The organism is Streptomyces sp. NPDC088810 (assembly GCF_044750305.1).
Lineage (GTDB): Bacteria > Actinomycetota > Actinomycetes > Streptomycetales > Streptomycetaceae > Streptomyces.
The window spans coordinates 339025-359232 of sequence record NZ_JBIVJQ010000002.1 but is presented as its reverse complement, the minus strand read 5'-3'; the positions used below and the strand labels follow the sequence as shown (position 1 = coordinate 359232).

General features: G+C 73.1%; 21 protein-coding genes. 13 read left to right on the top strand and 8 right to left on the bottom strand.

Annotated features, from left to right (window positions below; genetic code table 11):
* Genes ACIP4Y_RS08280 through ACIP4Y_RS08255 form a run of 6 tightly spaced genes read left to right on the top strand, consistent with a single transcriptional unit; the run spans position 1 to position 3559 of the window.
* The gene (locus ACIP4Y_RS08280) at positions 1-642 is read left to right on the top strand and encodes a DNA primase (RefSeq protein WP_401389420.1); all 642 of its coding nucleotides are present in this window, start codon (positions 1-3) and stop codon (positions 640-642) included.
* Positions 639-1892 carry an SRPBCC family protein gene (locus ACIP4Y_RS08275; protein ID WP_401389417.1) on the top strand — a complete coding sequence of 418 codons (1254 nt, stop codon included), beginning with the start codon at positions 639-641 and terminating at the stop codon, positions 1890-1892. The genes ACIP4Y_RS08280 and ACIP4Y_RS08275 overlap by 4 nt, the downstream gene beginning before the upstream one ends.
* On the top strand, positions 1889-2236 hold the full coding sequence (locus ACIP4Y_RS08270; protein ID WP_358636855.1) for a gas vesicle protein: 348 nt from the start codon (positions 1889-1891) through the stop codon (positions 2234-2236). The genes ACIP4Y_RS08275 and ACIP4Y_RS08270 overlap by 4 nt, the downstream gene beginning before the upstream one ends.
* On the top strand, positions 2233-3087 hold the full coding sequence (locus tag ACIP4Y_RS08265; RefSeq protein ID WP_401389414.1) for a GvpL/GvpF family gas vesicle protein: 855 nt from the start codon (positions 2233-2235) through the stop codon (positions 3085-3087). Before ACIP4Y_RS08270 ends, ACIP4Y_RS08265 begins: the two co-directional genes overlap by 4 nt.
* Positions 3084-3272: a gas vesicle protein gene (locus ACIP4Y_RS08260; RefSeq protein ID WP_358636859.1), complete on the top strand. Its 189-nt coding sequence runs from the start codon at positions 3084-3086 to the stop codon at positions 3270-3272. Before ACIP4Y_RS08265 ends, ACIP4Y_RS08260 begins: the two co-directional genes overlap by 4 nt.
* Positions 3269-3559 (top strand): gas vesicle protein K, encoded by a 291-nt coding sequence (locus ACIP4Y_RS08255; protein ID WP_358636860.1) that lies wholly within the window; start codon positions 3269-3271, stop codon positions 3557-3559. The genes ACIP4Y_RS08260 and ACIP4Y_RS08255 overlap by 4 nt, the downstream gene beginning before the upstream one ends.
* A 103-nt stretch (positions 3560-3662) precedes the next feature.
* Here ACIP4Y_RS08255 and ACIP4Y_RS08250 read toward each other — a convergent pair whose 3' ends face one another.
* Together ACIP4Y_RS08250 and ACIP4Y_RS08245 are read right to left on the bottom strand one after the other, a co-directional pair.
* Positions 3663-4484, bottom strand: coding sequence for a class I SAM-dependent methyltransferase (locus ACIP4Y_RS08250; RefSeq protein WP_401389411.1), 822 nt, complete (start codon positions 4482-4484; stop codon positions 3663-3665).
* 172 nt (positions 4485-4656) lie between these two features.
* Entirely contained in the window at positions 4657-6153 is a 1497-nt protein-coding gene (locus tag ACIP4Y_RS08245; protein WP_401389408.1) for a bifunctional phosphatase PAP2/diacylglycerol kinase family protein, read from the bottom strand.
* A gap of 207 nt (positions 6154-6360) precedes the next feature.
* On the opposite strand from ACIP4Y_RS08245, the gene ACIP4Y_RS08240 reads away from it, so the two are divergent.
* On the top strand, positions 6361-7980 hold the full coding sequence (locus ACIP4Y_RS08240) for an ABC-F family ATP-binding cassette domain-containing protein (protein WP_401389405.1): 1620 nt from the start codon (positions 6361-6363) through the stop codon (positions 7978-7980).
* Between the two features lie 277 nt (positions 7981-8257).
* Positions 8258-8545 carry a DUF6158 family protein gene (locus ACIP4Y_RS08235; RefSeq protein ID WP_358636867.1) on the top strand — a complete coding sequence of 96 codons (288 nt, stop codon included), beginning with the start codon at positions 8258-8260 and terminating at the stop codon, positions 8543-8545.
* Positions 8546-8612: 67 nt separating this feature from the next.
* Here ACIP4Y_RS08235 and ACIP4Y_RS08230 read toward each other — a convergent pair whose 3' ends face one another.
* The 4 genes from ACIP4Y_RS08230 to ACIP4Y_RS08215 form a co-directional block, all read right to left on the bottom strand.
* Complete coding sequence (locus tag ACIP4Y_RS08230; RefSeq protein ID WP_361475633.1) at positions 8613-9155, bottom strand: type 1 glutamine amidotransferase domain-containing protein; 543 nt, start codon at positions 9153-9155, stop codon at positions 8613-8615.
* Between the two features lie 17 nt (positions 9156-9172).
* Positions 9173-9655: a hypothetical protein gene (locus tag ACIP4Y_RS08225; protein WP_401389400.1), complete on the bottom strand. Its 483-nt coding sequence runs from the start codon at positions 9653-9655 to the stop codon at positions 9173-9175.
* Positions 9652-10029, bottom strand: a complete 378-nt coding sequence (locus ACIP4Y_RS08220; RefSeq protein WP_401389397.1) for a DUF2795 domain-containing protein — start codon at positions 10027-10029, stop codon at positions 9652-9654. The genes ACIP4Y_RS08225 and ACIP4Y_RS08220 overlap by 4 nt, the downstream gene beginning before the upstream one ends.
* Positions 10030-10105: 76 nt before the next feature.
* Positions 10106-11902, bottom strand: coding sequence for a thiamine pyrophosphate-requiring protein (locus ACIP4Y_RS08215; protein ID WP_401389394.1), 1797 nt, complete (start codon positions 11900-11902; stop codon positions 10106-10108).
* Positions 11903-12213: 311 nt separating this feature from the next.
* Here ACIP4Y_RS08215 and ACIP4Y_RS08210 point away from each other — a divergent pair, with 311 nt between their 5' ends.
* From ACIP4Y_RS08210 to ACIP4Y_RS08200, 3 genes are all read left to right on the top strand, one after another.
* A complete protein-coding gene (locus ACIP4Y_RS08210; RefSeq protein ID WP_401389391.1) occupies positions 12214-13056 on the top strand; it encodes a hypothetical protein in 843 nt (280 codons plus the stop codon).
* A 267-nt stretch (positions 13057-13323) separates the two neighbouring features.
* Entirely contained in the window at positions 13324-14583 is a 1260-nt protein-coding gene (locus ACIP4Y_RS08205; RefSeq protein WP_401389388.1) for an aminotransferase class I/II-fold pyridoxal phosphate-dependent enzyme, read from the top strand.
* On the top strand, positions 14580-15665 hold the full coding sequence (locus ACIP4Y_RS08200) for an MBL fold metallo-hydrolase (protein ID WP_401389385.1): 1086 nt from the start codon (positions 14580-14582) through the stop codon (positions 15663-15665). Before ACIP4Y_RS08205 ends, ACIP4Y_RS08200 begins: the two co-directional genes overlap by 4 nt.
* Before the next feature lie 119 nt (positions 15666-15784).
* Here the strand turns inward: ACIP4Y_RS08200 and ACIP4Y_RS08195 are convergent, their stop codons facing one another.
* Together ACIP4Y_RS08195 and ACIP4Y_RS08190 are read right to left on the bottom strand one after the other, a co-directional pair.
* Positions 15785-16405 (bottom strand): VTT domain-containing protein, encoded by a 621-nt coding sequence (locus ACIP4Y_RS08195; RefSeq protein WP_358636874.1) that lies wholly within the window; start codon positions 16403-16405, stop codon positions 15785-15787.
* Entirely contained in the window at positions 16402-17175 is a 774-nt protein-coding gene (locus ACIP4Y_RS08190) for an MBL fold metallo-hydrolase (RefSeq protein ID WP_401390632.1), read from the bottom strand. The genes ACIP4Y_RS08195 and ACIP4Y_RS08190 overlap by 4 nt, the downstream gene beginning before the upstream one ends.
* Positions 17176-17259: 84 nt before the next feature.
* Between ACIP4Y_RS08190 and ACIP4Y_RS08185 the strand changes: the two genes are divergently transcribed.
* The gene (locus ACIP4Y_RS08185; protein WP_358636876.1) at positions 17260-17691 is read left to right on the top strand and encodes a hypothetical protein; all 432 of its coding nucleotides are present in this window, start codon (positions 17260-17262) and stop codon (positions 17689-17691) included.
* Between the two features lie 114 nt (positions 17692-17805).
* Positions 17806-20136, top strand: a complete 2331-nt coding sequence (locus ACIP4Y_RS08180; protein WP_401389381.1) for a phage holin family protein — start codon at positions 17806-17808, stop codon at positions 20134-20136.
* The last annotated feature ends 72 nt before the right edge of the window (positions 20137-20208 follow it).

Sequence of the window (20208 nt, the reverse complement as noted above, 5' to 3'; positions counted from 1 at the left end):
ATGAACCGAACCGCACTGGGCCTCGCCGTAGGGGCCGGATACCTGCTCGGACGTACCAAGAAGCTCAAAATGGCCCTCGCGGTCGGCTCGCTGGTGGCGGGAAAGAAGCTCAACCTCAGCCCGCGGATGGTCGCAGACCTGGTGAACCAGCAGCTGAAGAACAACCCGCAGTTCAAGGAGATCGGCGACCAGCTGCGCCAGGACCTGCGAGGCGTCGGCAAGGCCGCTTCCGGCGCAGTCGCCGAGCGGCAGCTGAACGCGCTCGCCGACCGGCTGCACGGCCGCACGGCGCAGGTGCGCGATCAGCTGTCCGGCATCGTGCCGTCCCAGTCCGACGAGGAGCCGGACGAGGAGGACGGCGAGGAGGACAGCCGTCAGGAGTCCGCCGGCGACCGCGAGGAAGACCGGCGCGACAAGCAGTCGCGCGAAGAGGAGTCACGTGACGAGAAGCCGGCCCGGAAGGGTCCGGCGAAGAAGACGGCGGCCAAGAAGGCCGCGGTCAAGAAGACGGCTCCCGCGAAGAAGACGGCGGCCAAGAAGGCGACCGCGGCCCGCAAGACGGCCGCGAAGAAGACGGCTTCGGCTGGGGACGCGGCCTCCGGCGCCGCCTCCCGGCAGTCGAAAGGCGGCGATGACCGATGACCGACACCCTCGGATCCGCCACCTCGGCGGCCGGTAAGGCCACGGGGGCCGCCAAGGGCGGCCCGCTGAGCGGTCTCGCGCACAGTGAGGCGGCCGACCGGCTGAAGGAGGAGGCACAGGAGTACCTGTCCGCACAGGCCCAGCGCATGCTGACGGGGCTCGGCCGCAAGCTCGGCGAGACCACCGTCAAGCTCAACGACATCGCCGAGGGCAACAGCCCGGGCTTCGCCAAACTCGCCCTCGAGGGCGGGCGCAAGCTCGCCGAGGGCAAGGGCCCGGTGCGCTCCGCCGTGGAGCTTGGCGCCTCCCGTGTCAAGGAGAACGTGATGGGCGCGCTGAAGAACCTCGGGGGCGGCAAGGGCAAGAAGGGCGGCGCGGGCAAGAAGCCCACCGTCATCATGGAGTCCGTCGACGTCGGCGTACCGCTGCGCACCGCCTACGACCAGTGGACCCAGTACCAGTCCTTCTCCACCTTCGCCAAGGGCGTCAAGAGCGCGAACCGCGCCGACGACACCCAGTCCGACTGGCAGGCCAAGATCTTCTGGTCGAGCCGGAGCTGGAAGGCGAAGACGACCGAGCAGATCCCCGACTACCGCATCCAGTGGACCTCGGAGGGCGCCAAGGGCACCACCAAGGGCGTGGTCTCCTTCCACCGGCTGGAGGAGAACCTCACCCGGGTCCTGCTGGTCATGGAGTACTACCCGACCGGCCTGTTCGAGAAGACCGGCAACATCTGGCGCGCCCAGGGCCGCCGGGCCCGGCTGGACCTGAAGAACTTCGCCCGCTTCATCACCCTCAAGGGAGAGGCGGAGGACAGCTGGCGCGGCGAGATCCGCGACGGCGAGGTGGTCAAGAGCCACGAGGACGCCCTCGCGGAGGAGTCGGAGGAAGAGCAGGCGAAGGCAGAACAGCCCGAGGAAGAGCAGCCCGAGGAAGAAGAGGAAACCGAAGGGGAAGAGGAAACCGAAGGGGAAGAGGAAACCGAAGGGGAAGAGGAAGGGGAAGAGGAAGCCGAAGGGGAAGAGGAGCCTTACGAGGGCGAGTACGACGAGGAGGAAGAGGGGCCGTACGAGGAGGCCGAGGAGGAAGGCGAGGAGGAGCCCGAGGAGGAAGAGCAGGCCGAGGGGGAGGAAGACGCGTACGAGGGCGAGTACGAGGACGAAGAGGAACCTGAGGAAGAGGAAGAGGAGGAACCTGCGGAAGAGGAGAAAGAGGAACCCGAGTACGCAGAGCGCGGGGGCCGTCGATGACGAGCCGCTTCCCCGAAGGCGGCCGGTTCCCCGAGCCCTACGGCCAGGGCTCGGGGGCAAACCTCGCCGACATCCTGGAGCGCGTGCTCGACAAGGGTGTCGTCATCGCCGGTGACATCCGGATCAACCTGCTCGACATCGAACTGCTGACCATCAAGCTGCGGCTCATCGTCGCCTCGGTCGACAAGGCCAAGGAGATGGGGATCGACTGGTGGGAGACCGATCCGGCGCTCTCCTCCCGGGCCCGCCGGGACGAGCTGACCCGGGAGAACGCCGAGCTGCGCGAACGACTCGCCCGGCTGGAGGAACTCGAGCCGGGCCGCGCCCCGAGGGAGGCACCATGACCGGACTGCGGTACGTGTACGCCGTCTGCCGCCCCTTCGGGACGCCCTTGCAGGCCGAGCTGACGGGCGTCGCGGGCGCCCCGCCGGCGCTGCTGCACCACCACGGGCTGGTCGCGGTGGTCAGTACGGTCCCGGAGGCGGACTTCTGCGAGGACGCGCTGAAGGCCCACCTGGAGGACCTGGACTGGCTGGCCGCCACCGCCCGCGCCCACCAGGGGGTGGTCGACGCGCTCACCACGGTCACCACCCCGCTGCCGCTGCGGCTCGCGACCGTCTTCCGCGACGACAGCGCCGTACGCACGATGATCGAGGCCCGCGAGGACGACTTCCGGCGCCTGCTCGACCGGCTGCACGGCCGCGTGGAGTGGGGCGTGAAGGTGTACCTGGAGCCCGAGCCCGCCGAGCCCGTACCGGCCGCCGCGGCGCGGCCCGCCAGCGGGCGGGACTATCTGCGCAGCCGGCGCCGGCACAGCCACGAGCAGGAGGAGCGGTGGCAGCGGGCCGAGCGGTTCGCCCACTCCCTGCACGAGCGCCTCGCCGAGCGCGCCGAGGAGTTCCGGCTGCACCGCCCGCAGAATTCCGCGCTGTCCAAAACACCGGGCCAGAACGTGCTCAACGCGGCCTATCTGGTGCCCCGGGCGCATTCCGAGGAATTCGTGGAACTCGTGGACCGTACGAAGGACGAGGCGCCCGGAATGCGGGTGGAACTCACCGGGCCCTGGGCGGCGTACTCGTTTTCCGGAGAGGAATCTGGAACCCAATCCGGCACAGGCACCGGAACGCAATCCGGCGCAGGAACCGGAACACAATCCGGAGCTGGGTCCGGAGTGGGATCGGGGGAGGGCCGGTGACCGTCGTCGAACGCCGTGAGATCGCCCTGGTGGACCTGCTGGACCGGCTGCTGGCCGGCGGCGTCGTCCTCACCGGCGACATCACGCTGCGCATCGCGGACGTCGACCTCGTCCGGATCGATCTGAACGCGCTGATCAGCTCCGTGAACGCGCAGGTACCGTCGCCCTTCGAGGAGCTCGCATGACTGCCCAGGCCCGGCGCAACCGGCTCGACCTGGAACCCGACACCGTCGAACGCGACCTGGTGAAGCTCGTGCTCACCGTGGTGGAGCTGCTGCGCCAGCTGATGGAACGGCAGGCCGTACGGCGCTTCGACACCGGCGAGCTGACCGAGGAGCAGGAGGAGCGGATCGGGCTCACCCTGATGCTGCTGGAGGACCGGATGGCCGAGCTGCGGGAGCGCTACGGCCTGCGGCCCGAGGACCTCAACCTGGACCTCGGGCCGCTGGGACCGCTGCTGCCCCGCGAGTGAGACGCCTACGGGAGGGTGCGGGGCCCACGGGCGATCCGTGGTGCCGGCCCCTGCCACCGCCCGCGGTCGTACCGCGGGCCCGGAAACCCACGCACTCCGCGGATCAGGCCTCTTTCCGGCACAGAATCTCTCCGTGCAGGACCGCGAACCAGCCGTCCTCCCGCCGTCCCCATTCCCGCCAGGCTTCGGCCACCGCCCGCAGCTCCTCCGCCGTGGCGTGGCCGCCCTGGGTGGCCCGGCCGGCGTAGTCGGAGGCGACCGTGCGGTCCGCCCACAGGCCGCTCCACCAGGCCCGCTCCTCGGGGGTGGCGAACGTCCAGGTGCTGGAGGTGGCCGTGATGTCCCTGAGGCCGGCCGCCCGCGCCCAGGCCGTCAGCCGGCGCCCGGCGTCGGGTTCGCCGCCGTTGGCGCGGGCCACCCGCTCGTACAGGTCCAGCCAGTCGTCCAGCCCGGGCACCGCCGGATACCAGGTCATCGCCGCGTAGTCCGCGTCCCGCACGGCGATGAACCCGCCCGGCTTCGTCACCCGGCGCATCTCGCGCAGTGCCCGCACGGGGTCGCCCACGTGCTGGAGCACCTGGTGGGCGTGGACCACGCAGAAGGAGTCGTCCGGGTAGTCCAGGGCGTGCACGTCCGCCACCGCGAAGTCCGCGTTCGTCAGACCGCGGGCGGCGGCGGTGGCCCGGGCCTGCTCCAGGACGCCGGACGCCCGGTCGACGCCGGTGACCCGGCCGTCGGGGACCAGTTCCGCCAGGTCGGCGGTGATGGTGCCGGGCCCGCAGCCGATGTCCAGGATCCGCATGTGGGGCTTGAGCACGCCGAGCAGGTAGGCCGCGGAGTTGGCGGCGGTCCGCCAGGTGTGCGAACGCAGCACGGACTCGTGGTGCCCGTGCGTGTAGACGGCGCTCTCCTGCGCTTTCGGCATGGCTGTACCCCTTCACCCTGGTCAGGCGGACCGGCCGGACCGTCCGTCCGCCGGTACGCCTTCACCGTACGCCCGCATGCCGTATGTTGAGACCGGCGTTTCGCCATGTGGACAAGGTGTCTTCGGTATCCGGCCGACGGTCGCCTGTCTTCAGGATCCGGCTGACCGGCCGTCAGAATCCTGTATGCAGTGGACGGTAGACCGTCAGCGCCTCCGGCAGCTTCTCCAGCGTCACCTCGCCCGACACCGCCGTGACCTCGCCGTCGTACGCCAGCGGGGTGTCCGGGGCGATGCCGGTCAGCCGCAGCCGGTTCACCTGCACCGCCGCGTGCGCGGGCGACCGGGTCAGCGGGCCCGCCGCGGCCGCCGCGAGCAGCCGCAGCGCGGGCCTGCGGCTGCCGTGCACCACCCGCACGTCCAGCAGGCCGTCCGCCAGATCGGTGCGGCGGCCCGGTGCGAGACCCATGCGGTGGTAGACGCCGTTGCCGACGAACAGCAGCCACAGCGGCCGCCGTTCACCGCCGACCTCCACCTCCAGCGGATGCCGGTCGGCGCGCAGCACGCGCAGCGCGCCGAGCAGCCCGGCCGGCCAGCCGCCGATCCGGTGCGACCAGCGGTCCCGTGCGCGGACCAGCTCCGGGTATACGCCCAGGCTGAGCGTGTTGAGGAACAAACCCTCGGTGTCCCGGGTGGCGAACCGGCCCGCGTCCACCCGGACCGCCTCGCCGTGCCGGACCGCCCGGGCCAGCTGGCGTTCGTCCTCCACGCCCAGGTCGTAGGCGAAGTGGTTGAGAGTGCCGCCCGGCAGCACCGCGAGCGGCAGGCCGTGCCGCAGGGCGACCAGGGCGGCCGCGTTCACCGTGCCGTCGCCGCCGCACACCCCGAGCACCCGCGCCCGGGCCGCCGCCTTCGCCAGCTCGTCCCCGACCTCCTCCGGCGCGCACTCCACGATCTCCGCCTTCGGCAGCGCGTCCTGCAGCGCCCGCACCCGCTCCGCGGTCCCCGATGCCCGGTTGGCGACCATCACCAGGCCGTCGCCCTCGGGCAGCGCGGGGGCTTCGGCCCGCGGCCGGGCGGGCCTGCGCAGCTGGGCGCGGGTCGGCACCAGGCGTCGTACCAGGAACGCGGCGCCCGCGCCGAGCGCCGCCCCCGCCAGCACGTCGCTCGGGAAGTGCACCCCGGTGTACACCCGGGACATCGCCACCGAGAACGCCACCGGCGCCACCGCCGCACCCCACGCCGGCGACTCCAGCGCCACCCCGGTCGCGAAGGCCGCCGCGGACGCCGCGTGCCCGGACGGGAACGACGTGGTGATCGGCTGCCGTTTCAGCTGCCGCACCAGCGGTACCGGGTCCAGTACCGGCCGGGCCCGGCGCACCGAGCGCTTGCCGAGCGTGTTGATGGTCAGCGAGGCCAGGCCGAGCGAGGCCAGCCCCCGGACTGCCGCCCGGCGGGCCCGGGGGGTGCGGCTGGCGGCCAGCGCGGCGGCTGTCGCGAACCACAGCACCCCGTGGTTGGCGCTGCGGCTCAGGCGGGGCAGGACGCGCTCGGCGCCGGGCCAGTTCCACGCGGCGGCGGCCTCGAAGAGGCGGCCGTCGACTTCGAGGAGCCTGCGCAGCGGGGTCCGGGCGGCGGTCGCGGGAACGGTCAGGTCCAGGTCTGGGCTCATGGGGTGCGGTTACCCTCAAGTGCCCGTTTCTTGTGCCCCCGCACTGCCGGCCGCCGGCGCGGGAGGAGACCCCGGATGCGCCTGCTCCTCGTCCGCCACGGCCGGACCCCGTCCAACGGGGACCACCTTCCGGTGCCGGCCCCGCCGGCCAGCGCTGCCGGATAAGCGTTTGCTCCCGACCCCCGCCACCTCGCACAATGCCTCCCCATGGGACATCTGGAAGCCGCGCACCTGGAGTACTACCTCCCCGACGGGAGGGCGCTCCTCGGCGACGTCTCCTTCCGGGTGGGAGAAGGCGCCGCCGTCGCCCTGGTCGGGCCGAACGGCGCCGGCAAGACGACGCTGCTGCGGCTGATCTCCGGCGAGCTGAAGCCGCACGGCGGCAGCGTCACCGTCAGCGGCGGACTCGGCGTGATGCGCCAGTTCGTCGGCTCCGTACGGGACGAGACGACCGTACGGGACCTGCTCGTGTCGGTCGCCCCGCCCCGCATCCGGGAGGCCGCGCAGGCCGTCGACCGGGCCGAGCACGCCATCATGACCGTCGACGACGAGGCCGCCCAGCTGGCGTACGCGCAGGCCCTCGCGGACTGGGCGGAGGTCCGCGGCTACGAGGCCGAGACGCTGTGGGACATGTGCACCACCGCCGCGCTCGGCGTCCCCTACGAGCGGGCCCAGTGGCGGCAGGTGCGTACCCTCTCCGGCGGCGAGCAGAAACGGCTCGTGCTGGAGGCGCTGCTGCGCGGCACCGACGAGGTGCTGCTGCTGGACGAGCCCGACAACTACCTCGACGTGCCCGGCAAGCGGTGGCTGGAGCAGCAGCTCAGGGAGACCCGAAAGACCGTCCTGTTCGTCTCCCACGACCGTGAACTCCTCGCCCGCGCCGCCGAGAAGATCGTCTCCGTCGAACCGGGCCCGGCCGGCGCCGACGCCTGGGTGCACGGCGGCGGCTTCGCCACGTACCACGAGGCCCGCCGCGAACGCTTCGCCCGCTTCGAGGAGCTGCGCCGCCGCTGGGACGAGAAACACGCCCAGCTGAAGAAGCTCGTCCTGAACCTGCGTCAGGCCGCCGCCGTCAGCCACGAGATGGCGTCCCGCTACCAGGCCGCGCAGACCCGCCTGCGCAAGTTCGAGGAGGCCGGGCCGCCGCCGGAGCCGCCCCGCGAACAGGACATCACCATGCGCCTGAAGGGCGGCCGTACCGGCGTGCGGGCCGTCACCTGTAAGGGCCTCGAACTGACCGGCCTGATGCAGCCGTTCGACCTGGAGGTCTTCTACGGCGAACGGGTCGCGGTCCTCGGCTCCAACGGCTCCGGCAAGTCCCACTTCCTGCGTCTGCTCGCCGGCGAGGACGTCGCGCACACGGGGGAGTGGAAGCTGGGCGCCCGGGTGGTGCCCGGACACTTCGCGCAGACCCACGCCCACCCCGAGCTCCAGGGCCGTACCCTCCTCGACATCCTCTGGAAGGAGCACGCCCAGGACCGGGGCGCGGCCATGTCCCGGCTGCGCCGCTACGAACTCACCCAGCAGGCCGAACAGGCCTTCGACCGGCTCTCCGGCGGCCAGCAGGCCCGCTTCCAGATCCTGCTGCTGGAGCTGGCCGGCGCCACCGCGCTGCTGCTGGACGAGCCCACCGACAACCTCGACCTGGAGTCCGCCGAGGCCCTCCAGGAAGGCCTGGAGGCGTTCGACGGGACCGTCCTCGCCGTGACCCACGACCGCTGGTTCGCCCGCTCCTTCGACCGCTTCCTGGTCTTCGGCTCCGACGGCCGGGTCCGTGAGACCCCGGAGCCGGTCTGGGACGAACGGCGGGTGGAGCGGGCCCGGTAGCGCCCGGATCCGCTTCCGCACGCGCCGGGCACGGACGTCCTCCGGCTCCCCGGCTGCTCGCGCACCGACCGGCACTCCCGTTCCCGCCCGTATCAGGATCAGCCGGCCGGCCCCGGTCGCGGCCCGGCACTCCGCGAGCGCCGCCGGGACAGGCCGACGTATGCGGAGGCCCGGGACCCCGGATGTTCGTACAGTGGATGCAGGAACGCGAGCTCCATGGAATGTCCTCCCGGAAATCACTCGGGGGCAGTGCGTGCCGGGCGGGTACTCGAAGCCCATGAACGAACACGACGAGCGGGGCACCACCATGACCGGAGTCGACCCCAGCCGGCTGGACGACCAGCAGCTCATGAAGGAGCTGGAGACCATCCACCGCACGCGCCACGACACACTCCTGTACGGCTCCAACGACGCGCTGCGGGCCCACAACGAGCGCATGGCACAGCTGGAGGGCGAGTATCTGCGCCGCAACCCCCGCCGCCTGGTGAGCGCGGCCCGCACCCGCGAGGGCGCCCGTGAACGCACCTGCGGCGAGGCTGCGACCCCGGGCACCCCCGGCACCTGAAGGGCGCCCCCCACGGCACGCGAAGGGCCGGCCCGTGACGGGCCGGCCCCGCACACCCCGGCGCGTGTCAGCCGGCCTCGCCGGCGAACACGTGCACGAACGCGTCGCAGAACGCCTTCAGATCGTCCGGCTTGCGGCTGGTCACCAACTGGTTGGAACCGTGGTCGCAGATCTTCACCTGCTCGTCCACCCACGTGCCGCCGGCATTGCGGATGTCCGTCCGCAGGCTCGGCCACGACGTCAGCACCCGGCCGCGTACGACGTCCGCCTCCACCAGCGTCCACGGGGCGTGGCAGATCGCGGCCACCGGACGGCCCTGCTCGAAGAAGTCCCGCACGAACGCGACGGCCTTCTCGTCCATCCGCAGGAAGTCCGGGTTCGCGACCCCGCCCGGCAGCACCAGACCACCGAACGACCCGGCCGACGTCTCACCCACCACCTCGTCCACCGGGAACGTGTCCGCCTTGTCGAGATGGTTGAACGCCTGGATCTTCCCGGACTCGGTCGACACCAGCACCGGCTCGTGCCCGGCGTCCGAAGCCGCCTTCCACGGCTCGGTCAGCTCGACCTGCTCGACGCCCTCGGGTGCCACCAGAAACGCGATACGCATGATTGCTCAGCTCCCTTTCACTCTCCGCAGTGCCGCGCGATGGGACCGGGCGCGCCGCTTCCGTGCCCGCGCCGCCCGCCGGCACCGCACCAGCTCCTCGCCGTACGGCAGCAGCACACACACGCCGATCGCGACCCGTGGATGTGCTGCTCGACCGGCTTGACCTCCCGGTCACTGCGCACGGCCGTCCGCACGTCCCACAACGCCGTCGCCTCGTGCACCGCCGCCGCGCCCAGCTGCACCGACAGCAGCAGCGGATTGACCCCGTACCGCAAGGTGAGCGCGATGGGCGCGCCCACCTCGGCCATCATCAGCGCGGGGATCAGGGACTCCCTCGTCCCCGCCGTGTCCTCGATCCGGGTGCGCCGGTGCAGCACCCAGTCGGCGAGCCCCGGCACGAACCACGCGGGCAGCAGCCCGCACAGCAGAAACCGCGTGGTGACATCCCCCACGTCGACCGTGGTGCCCCGCGCGATCTCCGCCGCCCGGCCCCCGCTCACGCGCCGCCCACCACCGCCTCGGCCAGCTGCTGCACGTTCTCGTACCGTTCCCCGTGCCGCAACCCGGCCACCGCGTCGACCAGCCCGCCCGGCGCATTGCCGCGGCGCAGCGCCCGGGCCAGCTCCCCCGGCTTCCCGGGGAACGCGTGCCGGCTCAAGTGCCGGGCCAGCTCCAGCCGGGTCCGCTCCAGCGACGCCGGAGACCCCAGACCGCCCACCGGGCCGCTCCAGACCTCCGGGTCGTCGTCCGCGGCCGGCTCCGGGTCGTGCCACTCCTCCACACGCGTGGGATGGCCGGACCGGAGCAGACCCTTCAGTTCGTGCTTCATCTCGTCGTCCCGGTGGACGCTCAGCCGGTCGCTGCCTCGCTGCATGTCTCCCTCCAGAGGGTCGAAGGTCCGCACCGCGTACCCGGTGCCGCACGTCCGACACCGAATCCGTGCCGCACGGTCACTGCTTGTCCCGGCCCGGCAGGAACTCCTGCACCTTCGCCTTCAGCCCCTTCTTGATCATCGAACCCCGGTCGGCGTCCCCCTTCAGGATCGACGCGGCCGTCGCCTCCATCTGCTCCCAGGTGGCGTGCGGCGGGATCGGCGGCACCGCAGGATCGGTCAGGAACTCGATCACCGCCGGCCCGTCCGCGTCCAGCGCGGCCCGCCAGCCCGACTCGACGTCCTCCGGCTTCTCCACCCGGATCCCGGTCAGCCCGAGCGACCGGGCGAACGCCGCGTACTGCACGTCCGGGATCGACTGCGACGGCAGGAACGACGGAGCACCCTCCATCGCCCGCATCTCCCACGTCACCTGGTTCAGGTCCTGGTTGTTCCACACGGCCACCACCAGCCGCGGATCCGACCAGCGGTCCTGGTACTTCGCCGCCGTGATCATCTCCGCCAGGCCGTTCATCTGCATCGCGCCGTCCCCGACCAGCGCGACCACCGGCCGGTCCGGATGCGCGAACTTCGCCCCGATCGCGTACGGCACCCCCGGGCCCATCGTCGCCAGCGTCCCGGACAGCGAACCCCGCATGCCCGGCCGCATCGTGATGTGCCGCGCGTACCAGTTCGCGACCGAACCCGAGTCCGAGGTCAGGATCGTGTTGTCCGGCAGCAGCGGATCCAGCGCCCGCGCCACGTACTCCGGGTTGATCGGATCCGCCGCCAGCCCGGCCCGCCGCTCCATCGTCTCGTGCCAGCGCTTCACGTTCGCGCACACCGTGTCGTACCACTCACGCCCGCGCCCCTCCGCCTTCAGCAGCGGAATCAGCCGCTGCAGCGTCGCGCGGGCGTCACCGACCAGGTTCACCTCGTACGGATACCGCATGCCGATCATGTGCGCGTCGATGTCGATCTGCACCCCGCGCGCCTTGCCGAAGTCCGGCATGAACTGCGTGTACGGGAACGACGAACCGATCGTCAGCAGCGTGTCGCAGTCCCGCATCAGCTCGTACGACGGCCGGCTCCCCAGCAGCCCGATCGGCCCCGTCACATACGGCAGCTCGTCACTCAGCACGTCCTTGCCGAGCAGCGCCTTCGCCACCCCCGCACCGAGCAGCTCCGCGACCTCCCGCACCTCCGCGACCGCACCCGCGGCACCCTGCCCGATCAGAATGGCCACCTTGTAGCCCGCGTTCAGCACATCCGCCGCGCGGCGCAGCGCCTCGTCCGTCGGGGTCGCCGTGAAGTCGCTCATCCCCAGACTCGACGGCACCATCTTGAACTCGTGCGTCGGCGGGGAGTAGTCCAGTTCCTGCACGTCACCCGGGATGATCAGCGCCGTCGGACAGCGCCGGGCGTACGCCGTACGGATCGCCCGGTCCAGCACGTTCGGCAGCTGCTCGGGCACCGTCACCGTCTCCACGAACTCGGAGGCGACGTCCTTGTACAGCGTGTGCAGGTCGACCTCCTGCTGGTACGAGCCGCCCATCGCGGTCCGGTTGGTCTGGCCGACGATCGCCAGCACCGGCACATGGTCCAGCTTCGCGTCGTACAGACCGTTCAGCAGATGGATGGCACCCGGTCCCGACGTCGCCGCGCACACCCCGATACGGCCGCTGAACTTCGCGTACCCGACCGCCTCGAAAGCGGACATCTCCTCGTGCCGGGACTGGATGAACCGCGGCCGGTCCTCGGCGCGGCCCCAGGCGGCGAGCAGCCCGTTGATGCCGTCGCCCGGGTAGCCGAAGACCTGTTCCACGCCCCAAGCGCGCAACCGCTCGAGAATGTGGTCCGAGACCTTGGTGCTCATGAAGAGACCTCCCGGTGGAGTACGAAGCGGACGATCCGGTCAGCGGATACCGAGTCACCGGCGAGAAAGACGGAAAACCTCCACCACCCGCGCCGGTGACCCGGACGGCGGCACCACGCCTGCGCTGTCACCCGGCCGGCCCCGCCTGTCCCGCGAATGGGCTCCGGCCGCGCGCGGTACGGCCGGCCGCGGGCTGTCATGGCAGCGAGGGCACGCCCCGTGCCCCGTACCCGGACGCCGCACGGCGTTGCCGTCGTACCGGTGCGCCGGCGTACCGCCCGACCGTCGCCGTCCGCCGAGGAGCCCCTCCCATGCGCCGCACCGCTCGCGCCCTGTCCGCCGCCTTCGCCGCCGGTGCCGTGCTCGCCCTCACGGGCCCTGCCGCCTTTGCCGGTCCCACCGTTTCGGCCGGTACCGCCGCCTTCGCCGGCCCGGCTGCCGAGGCGAGCCCCGGCACCGGCAGCGTCTCCGTGGTCTGCGATCCCGTCCTCGGACCGGTGCCCGTCCCTCCCGACGCCGGCGCACCGGCCGGCCCGGAGAGCACATCCTGCGGGCAGGACGGGGCGGTACGTGACGGTGGCGGGCAGGCCGGGGCCGGGGTCCAGGGAGAGGGGCCGGCGGGGGTCGTACGTGAGGACGCCGGGGGCGACGGGGCCGGGAAGGCCGGTGCCGGGGAGGTGGGGGCCGGGCGGGACGGGGGCGGGCGGGACGGTGCCGGGCGGGACAGCAGCGGGCAGGCCGGTGCCGGACAGGACGGGGGCGGCCGGGAGAGCGCCGGGCGTGACCAGGCCGCGCCTGACGGGACCGGGCAGGACGGTGCCGGGCGTGACGGCGGGCGGCAGGACGGGGCCGGACGGGAGTGCACGGAAGCCGGGGCGGGCGACTGCGGTCATGACGATCACGCGTGCGGGGACTCCCGCGGGACACGCTGCCCGGACGGCGACGGCCACTCCTGCCGCGACTCCCACGACGACCCGGGCTGCACCCCGGCCGCCGTCCAGCACGGCGTGGACGCCGGAAAGGGAGGCACCTTCAACGACTCGGTCCCGGCGCTCGCCGCCGGCGCGGCCTGCATCGCCGCCGCCTGCGCGGGCGCCGGCTACCGGCTGCACGGCCACCGGCGCTCCCCGGGCGGCCGGCCCACCGGGATGTGACCCGGGCAACCTCTAACGCCGCCCATGGAGGGCCGTACGGCGGGTACACACCCTCCCGAGGACACCGCGAACAGATCACGGCACACGTTCAAGGCGACGGATCACGGGAAGAGTTCGCAGCAGGAGATCACCGACCACGGCACGGTCCGGACGCCCCACGGCCCCGGCGCACCGCGGCCCACGAGGACAGGACGACGGCCCACGAGGACAGCGGACGGCACGGCCCGGACAGGGCGCGACGGCATCACCGACTGCGCGGAGGCGAACATGCGGCGGACGGACCCCGGCGAGGATCACGGCCCGGTCCGCTACGGCCCGCCCCTCCCCGCCGACGGCCTCCCCGTACTCCCCGAACTCTCCGCCGTACTCGCCGCCGCCGCGGCCCGCGCCGACGCCCAGCCCGTCGGCGGCGCCCCCGCCCTGCTGGAAGCCGCCTGCGGCTACTGGACCCGGCGCGGACTGCCCACCGTCCCCGACCAGGTGGCCGCCGGACCCGGCGCTCCCGCCCTGCTGCTCGCCCTGACCGCGGCACTCGCCGGCGACGGCGCCGACATCCTCGTACCCCGGCCGTGTGCCGCATGGTGGGCGCCGTACGCCCGGCTGCTCGGCCGGCCCGCCTACCACGTGCCGACCCCCGCCGAGAGCGGCGGCATCCCCGACCCATACGCCCTGCTGGAGACCGTCCGCCGGGTGCGCGCCGAGGGCGGCGACCCCCGGCTGCTGGTGCTGTCCGTCGCCGACGACCCCACCGCCACCGTCGCCCCGCCCGAACTGCTGCACGAGGCCGTCGAGGCCGCCACCGCCGCAGGCCTCCACCTCGTCAGCGACGAGACCTGGCGCGACACCCTGCACGCCCCGCGCGACACCGTCCTGCTCAGCCCCGCCGAGATGTGGCCCGACCAGGTCACCGTCGTCACCGACCTGGCCGGCGCCCTGCTGCCCCCCGGCTGGCCCGCCGCCGTCGCCCGCTTCCCGGCCACCGCCGGCGGGCGGCACCTCCACGCGCGCGTGCTGGACATCCTCACCGCCCTCGGCGCACGCATCGCCGCACCGGTCGCCGCGGCCGCCGGCTACGCCCTCGACGAACCCCCGCCCCTCACCGAACGCCGCGAGGCCACCGTACGGCTGCACGCGCACGTGGCCGCCGCCGCGCACGCCGCGGTCGTCGCCGCCGGCGCGCTCGCCCGGCCCCCGCAGGCCGGCCGCCACCTGTACGCCGACCTGAGCCCGCTGCGCGAACCGCTCGCCGCCCAAGGCGTCGGCGACGCCCAGGACCTGGAGGACCTGCTCACCGCCCGGCTCGGCATGCCCGCACCCGGCGGCCACCGCTTCGGCGACGACCTCGGCGCGCTGCGCGTACGGCTCGCCACCGGGCCCCTGCTGGGCGGCACGGACGAGGAACGCACGGAATGCCTCACCTCACCCGCGCCGTTGGAACTGCCCCACGTGCAACGTGCGTTGACCTCCTTGAAGTCGGCCTTCGACGATCTCCGCGACGACGCTCAGCGATGGGAGCATCCTCGATGACGCAGCAGACGCACGAGCCCGGACCGGCCACCACCACGACGGCGACCGCTGCGACCACCGCGACCACAGGCACCGACGAGACGGACGCTTCGGCTCCCCTCGCGCCCCCGTTCCCGCCGCTGGCCGAGCCCCGCCCCCTCGGCGAACACCGGGTGTGGCCCCGCACCTTCCACGACCGGCTCACCGCGCCGCTGCCCGGCCTCAAGTCCCTCGCCCGCTTCGCCCGCGAAGGCGCCGTACGCCCCGGCCCCGAAGGCCTCGCCGACATCCCCCGCCTGCCCTACGAACCGGCCCCGCTGCCCCGCGTCGGCACCCGCACCCTCGCCGTCACCTGGGCGGGCCACGCCAGCTGGATCGTCCGCGTCGGCGGGCTCACCGTCCTCACCGACCCCGTCTGGTCCCGCCGCATCCTCGGCACCCCGGCCCGCATCACCCCCGTGGGCGTGCCCTGGGACAACCTGCCCCGCGTCGACGCCGTCGTCATCAGCCACAACCACTACGACCACCTGGACGCCCCCACCCTGCGCCGACTCCCGCGCGACACCCCGGTGTTCGTACCCGCCGGACTCGGCGGCTGGTTCCGCCGCAGACGGTTCACCGTCGTCACCGAGCTGGACTGGTGGGAAGGGGCGGAACTCTCCGGCGTCCGCTTCGACTTCGTCCCCGCACACCACTGGTCCAAGCGCACCCTCACCGACACCTGCCACAGCCTGTGGGGCGGCTGGGTCCTCACCGCACCCGACGGACAGCGCCTCTACTTCGCCGGCGACACCGGCTACGGCCACTGGTTCTCCCGCATCGGCCGCCGCTACCCCGGCATCGACCTCGCCCTCATGCCCATCGGCGCCTACGACCCCCGCTGGTGGCTGAGCGACGTCCACTGCGACCCCGAGGAAGCCGTCCAGGCCACCCTCGACCTCGGCGCCCGCCGCATGGCCCCCATGCACTGGGGCACCTTCATCCTCTCGGCCGAACCGGTCCTCGAACCGCTCACACGGGTGAAGGCGGCCTGGGAGAAGGCGGGGCTGGAACGCGAAGACCTGTGGGACCTGCCCATAGGCGCTTCAAGAGCCCTGGACTGAAACGCGTCCCGGAGGTGCTGTGCCGCGCATGCGGTTCCGCCGCGTGGGCGCGACCGGGTTGACCATGCGGTTCGGCCGCGTGGGCGCGATCAGCAAGACCGCACCCGCACCAGGCGACCTCACCCGGCAGCCCGGACCCGCCGCCACATGCCAGGCGCCGCACTGACGAGGACGGTCAGCGCGACCGCCACCACCACGCCCTCCCACGGCTCCTTGAACAACGAACCCCCCAGAATCCCGATCACCTGATACGTGGCCGCCCACGCGAGACACGCCGGCAGATTCCCCCGCGCGAACCGCCTCAGCGGCCACTCCGCCATCAGGCACGCCAGCATCACCGGTATCCGCCCCGCAGGGACGAGCCGCGACAGCACCAGCACGGCGATCCCGTGCTCGGCCAGCCTGCCCCGCGCCTGCGCGAGCCGCTCCTCCGGCGCCCGCCGACGGATCGCCGCCAGCCACCGCGACCCGTTCCTCGACCGCATCCCGCGCCGCCCCAGCCAGTACAACGCCGCATCCCCCAGGAACGCGGCCAGCGACGCCGTCACGAACACCAACGCCAGCGAGAACGGCGCCGTCCGGTGGAACGCCACCACCGCCGCCGAACTCACCAGCGCCCCCGTCGGCACGACCGGCACCAACGCCCCGGTCAACACCAGCAGGAACAACGACGGATAGCCCACCGCCTGCTGCGCGGACCCGGTCGTCACGGTGCGCGACGCGTCGGCGAGCCACGTCACCGCGCGACCTCCAGCCGCACACTCTCCCCGTGCCCCAGCTTGTGCACCGCCACCTGCGGCGCCGCCACCGCCGCCAGCCGCACGAACTCGTCACCCGGCGCATGGAACTCGTGCGGACGCACCGCGTCCATACCGATCGGCCAGTACGTCCCGTAGTGCACCGGCACCGCGACCCGCGGCGCCAGCCGGGCCAGCGCCCGCGCCGCCCGCCCCGCGTCCAGATGCCCCTCCCCGAGATACGGCCCCCAGCCGCCCACCGGCAACAACGCCACGTCCACCGGCCCCACCCGCTCGGCCATCGCGTCGAACAGCCCGGTGTCCCCGGCGAAATACGTCCGCGCCTCACCCTCCACGACATAACCCAGCGCGGGAGAACGCCGCGGGCCCACCGGCAGCCGCCGCCCGTCGTGCAGCGCCGGCACCACCCGGACCAGCACCTCCCCGATCCGCACCTCGTCCCCGGGCACCACCTCGGTGACCCGCAGATGCCGCAGCCGGCGCAGACCCGGCACCGCCCGTGGTGCACCCCGGGGCACGAGCAGGCGCGTACCCGGGCCGAAACAGGCCAGCGACGGCAGATGCAGATGGTCGGCGTGCAGATGGGAGACCAGCACCACGTCCGCGCGACGGGCCCCGGCGGGCGGCAGCGCACCCCGGCGCCGCCGCAGATGCGCCAGCCGGCCGGCGAACAGAGGATCGGTGAGCACCCGGACGTTCGCATCCTCCACCGCGCAGGTGGCGTGACCCCACCAGGTGATCTCCACCGGCACCTTCTTCGCCTCCTTCACGCGACTCCCCGAAGCCTACGGGCAGGAGTAGGGTCGGCGGCGAAACCCGGAGGTGAGGGGGACGCCATGGGACAGCTGCGGGGTGCCTTCGGCGCGTTCACGACCGTGCGGGTCACCGCCATCGCCAGCCTCACACCCCTGGAGGAGCTGGAGGCCGACCCCTTCCTGGTGGACTCGCGCAGCCAGCACGCCATGTGCGCCCGCTGGGCCGCCGAACGCGGCTACGTCGTCGCCCGCGAACTCCTCGTCGGCGGCCTGCGCTTCGACCACTGCGCCCTCTGGGACGGCGTCCGCCCCGGCGTGGACGTGTTCGTCGCCCCCAGCCTCCGGGTACTGCGCCGGGCCCTGTCGTCGGTGGAGGAGTTCACCGCCGAGTGCGCCCGCCGAGGCGTACGCGTGGAGACCGTGGGGCGGGCCGAGCCGTCGTACGACGCCCAGATGAAGGCACGCGTGCACCGGCGGCTGTCCATGCCCACGGCCGGCTACGACGGACGGTGACCCCGGCCCCGTGTGACAAGGTGGAGCGGGGCCCGACCGCGGCCCGCGAAACGAGAGGGGGCCCGCCTGCCCGCCCGGGGCGGGTGGAGGGCCGGGACATGAGGTGTACGAGGCGTGCGCGGCGTACGGTGGCGACGGACCGCCAGTCAGATCGGACGGAGCATCACCGTCTGGGCGGTCTCCACGGTCACCATGCTGGCCCTCGCCGCCCTCCTGCCCGACTTCCAGCTCCAGTCCCCCGACGGTGACAGCGCCACCCGCATCGCCGTCACCGCCGTCTGCGGCGCCGGCGCCTTCGGCATCCTCTCCGCCGTCGTCTGGCCCCTCCTGGTCCGCCTGCTCCTGCTCGTCCCCGCACTCGTCCTCGGCCTGGTCGTCTTCTTCCTCAACGGCTCCCTGCTGCTGCTCGCCCTGCGCGTCAACCCCTCCGGCCGCCCCGAGGCCGCCCCCGAAACCGCCGTCATCGTGGCCGCCGTGATGTCCGCCGTCGCCTCCGCCACCGGCGCTGCCCTCGCCGTACGCGACGACGAGGCCTACCGGCGCCGCCTGCACCGCCTGGCCACCCGCAGCCGCCGGGCCCATCCACCGTGCCCCAGCGCGCCCGGGCTCGTCTGCGTCCAGCTCGACGGGGTCGGTCACGACGTGCTCGTGGACGCGGTTCGGAAGGGGCTGATGCCTACGGTGGGCCGTTGGCTGTCCACGGGCGACGGTATGCAGCCGACAGCGGGCAGCGTGCGGTCGACGGACGACGGTATGCAGTCGGCGGGCGAAGCTGCGCACTCGGCGGCCGAGGGTGTGCGGTCGGCGGGCGACGGTACGCGGTCGGCGGGCGAAGGTATGCAGTCGACGGGCAACACCATACGGTCGGCGCATGACGGCATGATGTCGACGACCGGCGGCACACTGCCGGCGGATGACTGCATACAGCCGACAGACAGCACCCTTCACCCGCCAGCCCACCGCATCCAGCCCACCCACCGCCTCACCCCCTGGCGCACCGACTGGTCCAGCCAGACAGGCGCCAGCCAGCTCGGCATCCTGCACGGCACCACCTTCGACGTCCCGGCCTTCCGCTGGTACGAGAAGGACCGCGGCGAGGTGATGGTGTGCAACCGGCCGACGAGCGCCGCCGAACTGCAGCGCCGCGCCATACTGCATACCGGCGACGGCGGACTGCTCACCGTCGACGGCGCCAGCCGCGGCAATCTCTTCAGCGGCGGCGCGGACGAACAGGCCCTCGTACTGTCCATCGCCACCCGCCGCCGCGGCCGGGGGAACCGTTCCCGCGCCGGCTACTTCGCCTACTTCTCCGACCCCGCCAACGCCGTACGCACCGCCCTGTCCTTCATGGCCGAGGTGGCCCGCGAGATCGGCCAGTCCACCCGCGCCCGCCTGCGCAAGCAGCGCCCGCGCGTCGGCCGGGGCGGCCTCTACCCGCTCGTCCGCGCCTTCGCCACCGTCGTCGAACGGGACGTCGTCGTCGCCGCGGTCATGGGCGACATGCTCGCCGGCCGCACCTCCGTCTACGCCGACCTCGTCGCCTACGACGAGGTCGCCCACCACTCCGGCCCGCACAGCCGCGACGCCGAGAAGGTCCTGCAGCGCCTCGACCGGTCCCTCGCCCTCCTCGAACGCGTCGCCGAACACGCCCCGCGCCCCTACCGCATCGTCGTCCTCTCCGACCACGGACAGAGCCCCGGCGAAACCTTTCGCTCCCGCTACGGCCTCACCCTCGGCGACCTGGTCCGGGCCGGCTGCGGGCTGCCCGTCCCGCGCCGCGCGGAGCGCACCCGCAGCGGCGCCGAGGCCCGCGCCGCCGTCCGCGCCGCCCTGCGCCGGCCGGTGGAGGAGAAGGACGAGCGCCACCGCACGGCCCGCCGCTCCGAGCCGGTCGTGCTGGCCTCCGGCAACCTCGGCCTGATCTCCTTCCCGGACGTCCCGCACCGCATGACCAAGGAGGAGATCGACGCCCGCCACCCCGCCCTGCTCACCACCCTCGCCAACCACCCCGGCATCGGCTTCCTGCTGGTGCGCAGCGAGGAACACGACGGCGTGGTGCTCGGCGCCCACGGGGCCGAGATCCCGCTCGCCGAGCTCGACGACGAGCCCGGCCCGCTGGCCCGCTTCGGCCCCGGCGCCCCCGACGCCGTCCGCCGCACCCACTCCTTCCCGCACACCGCCGACATCATGGTGAACTCCGCCTACGACCCCGCCGACGGCGAAGTCCTCGCCTTCGAGGAACAGATCGGCTCCCACGGCGGGCTCGGCGGCGCCCAGTCCCGCGCGTTCCTGCTCTTCCCGCGGGAACTGTCCGCACCGGTCGCGGACGGGGCGGAGCCGGCCGGCGCCGAGCACGTCCACCGCGTGCTGCGCCGCTGGCTGCGCGAACTGGACGGCCCCCAGGTGCCGCTCACCACGGACGCGGAAGAGGAGCGGGCCGCCTGAAATTCGGCTGCACCCGCACCGCGCCACCCCGCACACTGTCCGAGTCGTACACGTCTCGAACGACCACAAGGA

Bases quoted from the DNA above. Each gene is read 5' to 3' on its own strand.
- ACIP4Y_RS08280 (WP_401389420.1), top strand. From the start codon at position 1: ATGAACCGAACCGCACTGGGCCTCGCCGTAGGGGCCGGATACCTGCTC.
- ACIP4Y_RS08275 (WP_401389417.1), top strand. From the start codon at position 639: ATGACCGACACCCTCGGATCCGCCACCTCGGCGGCCGGTAAGGCCACG.
- ACIP4Y_RS08270 (WP_358636855.1), top strand. From the start codon at position 1,889: ATGACGAGCCGCTTCCCCGAAGGCGGCCGGTTCCCCGAGCCCTACGGC.
- ACIP4Y_RS08265 (WP_401389414.1), top strand. From the start codon at position 2,233: ATGACCGGACTGCGGTACGTGTACGCCGTCTGCCGCCCCTTCGGGACG.
- ACIP4Y_RS08255 (WP_358636860.1), top strand. From the start codon at position 3,269: ATGACTGCCCAGGCCCGGCGCAACCGGCTCGACCTGGAACCCGACACC.
- ACIP4Y_RS08250 (WP_401389411.1), bottom strand. From the start codon at position 4,484: ATGCCGAAAGCGCAGGAGAGCGCCGTCTACACGCACGGGCACCACGAG.
- ACIP4Y_RS08245 (WP_401389408.1), bottom strand. From the start codon at position 6,153: ATGAGCCCAGACCTGGACCTGACCGTTCCCGCGACCGCCGCCCGGACC.
- ACIP4Y_RS08240 (WP_401389405.1), top strand. From the start codon at position 6,361: ATGGGACATCTGGAAGCCGCGCACCTGGAGTACTACCTCCCCGACGGG.
- ACIP4Y_RS08235 (WP_358636867.1), top strand. From the start codon at position 8,258: ATGAACGAACACGACGAGCGGGGCACCACCATGACCGGAGTCGACCCC.
- ACIP4Y_RS08230 (WP_361475633.1), bottom strand. From the start codon at position 9,155: ATGCGTATCGCGTTTCTGGTGGCACCCGAGGGCGTCGAGCAGGTCGAG.
- ACIP4Y_RS08220 (WP_401389397.1), bottom strand. From the start codon at position 10,029: ATGCAGCGAGGCAGCGACCGGCTGAGCGTCCACCGGGACGACGAGATG.
- ACIP4Y_RS08215 (WP_401389394.1), bottom strand. From the start codon at position 11,902: ATGAGCACCAAGGTCTCGGACCACATTCTCGAGCGGTTGCGCGCTTGG.
- ACIP4Y_RS08210 (WP_401389391.1), top strand. From the start codon at position 12,214: ATGCGCCGCACCGCTCGCGCCCTGTCCGCCGCCTTCGCCGCCGGTGCC.
- ACIP4Y_RS08205 (WP_401389388.1), top strand. From the start codon at position 13,324: ATGCGGCGGACGGACCCCGGCGAGGATCACGGCCCGGTCCGCTACGGC.
- ACIP4Y_RS08200 (WP_401389385.1), top strand. From the start codon at position 14,580: ATGACGCAGCAGACGCACGAGCCCGGACCGGCCACCACCACGACGGCG.
- ACIP4Y_RS08185 (WP_358636876.1), top strand. From the start codon at position 17,260: ATGGGACAGCTGCGGGGTGCCTTCGGCGCGTTCACGACCGTGCGGGTC.